The sequence below is a fragment of the Nocardiopsis listeri NBRC 13360 genome (genome assembly GCF_001570765.1).
In the GTDB taxonomy this organism is placed as follows: Bacteria; Actinomycetota; Actinomycetes; order Streptosporangiales; family Streptosporangiaceae; genus Nocardiopsis; species Nocardiopsis listeri.
Genome location: NZ_BCSH01000133.1, coordinates 1 through 1,292, shown reverse-complemented (window position 1 = coordinate 1,292; position 1,292 = coordinate 1). Strand labels below are relative to the sequence as shown.

Sequence of the window (1,292 nt, the reverse complement as noted above, 5' to 3'; positions counted from 1 at the left end):
TGCTGTGGCCGGAAACGTTCGCCCGGGTCAGTGATCGGTGCCAGGGTTGACCGCAACACCAGCAGTCGATCCTGGGAGCCGCGGTGTCCGCACCCCTCAAAGCCCGCAGACTCACCAACCCTGAGGGCCAAAAACTCCAACGCATCGTCCGCCGGGGCAGCACCAACACCGTGCGCTACCGGCGGGCGATGATCATCCTGGCCTCCTCCAGCGGCAACACCGTCCCGGTCATCGCCCGACTGGTCGCCGCTGACGAAAAGACCGTGCGCGAGGTCATCCACGCCTTCAACACCCAAGGGCTGAGCTGCCTGGACCCTAAATGGGCGGGAGGCCGTCCCCGCCTACTCACCCCCGATGAGGAAGACCTCGTCATCCACACGGCCACCACCCGCCCGACCAAACTCGGCCGGCCTTTCACCCACTGGTCGCTGCGCAAACTCACCGCGTACCTGGCCCACCGCCCCGGACCAGGCCTGCGCATCGGCCGCGAGACCCTACGTACCCTGCTCCACCAGCACGGTGTCACCTTCCAACGCACCACGACCTGGAAGGACTCACCCGACCCCGAGGCCGATGCCAAACTCGACCGCATCGAGCACGTCATGGAGCACTTCCCCGACCGGGTCTTCGCCTTCGACGAGTTCGGCCCGCTGGGCATCCGCCCCACCGCCGGAACGGGCTGGGCCCGCAAGAATCTACCGGACCGGATCGCGGCCACCTACCGGCGCACCCATGGCATCACCTACTTCCACGGCTGCTACTCGGTGGGAGACGACACCCTGTGGGGCGTCAACCACCGGCGCAAAGGCGGCGCGAACACGCTCAAGGCCCTGAAGTCGATCCGGGCCGCACGCCCGGACGGCGCACCCGTCTACGTGATCATGGACAACCTGTCCCCGCACAAGGGCCCCAAGATCCGCACCTGGGCGGCCAGGAACAAGGTCGAGTTGTGCTTCACCCCCACCTACGCCTCCTGGGCCAACCCGATCGAGGCGCACTTCGGACCTTTGCGCCAGTTCACCATCGCCAACTCCCACCACCCCAACCACACGGTCCAGACACGGGCGCTGCACGCCTACCTGCGATGGCGCAACGCCAATGCCCGCGACCCGGACGTGCTCGCGGCCCAACGCCGAGAACGCGCCCGGGTGCGCAGCGAGAAAGGTGTTCGCTGGGGAGGCCGACCGCTACCCATCGCAGCGTGAGGACACCCGGGCGAACCTTTCCGGCCACAGCACTAGATGGGTGATTCCAAGGGGCGGAGGTGGATGGTGGAGATGATTGGTGGCTGG

The 1,292-nt window shown here is 67.2% G+C and carries 1 protein-coding gene; it reads left to right on the top strand.

Annotated elements, in window-relative coordinates; translation table 11 throughout:
* Positions 1–83 precede the first annotated feature (83 nt).
* On the top strand, positions 84–1,205 hold the full coding sequence (locus NLI01S_RS24785; protein WP_067609327.1) for an IS630 family transposase: 1,122 nt from the start codon (positions 84–86) through the stop codon (positions 1,203–1,205).
* The last annotated feature ends 87 nt before the right edge of the window (positions 1,206–1,292 follow it).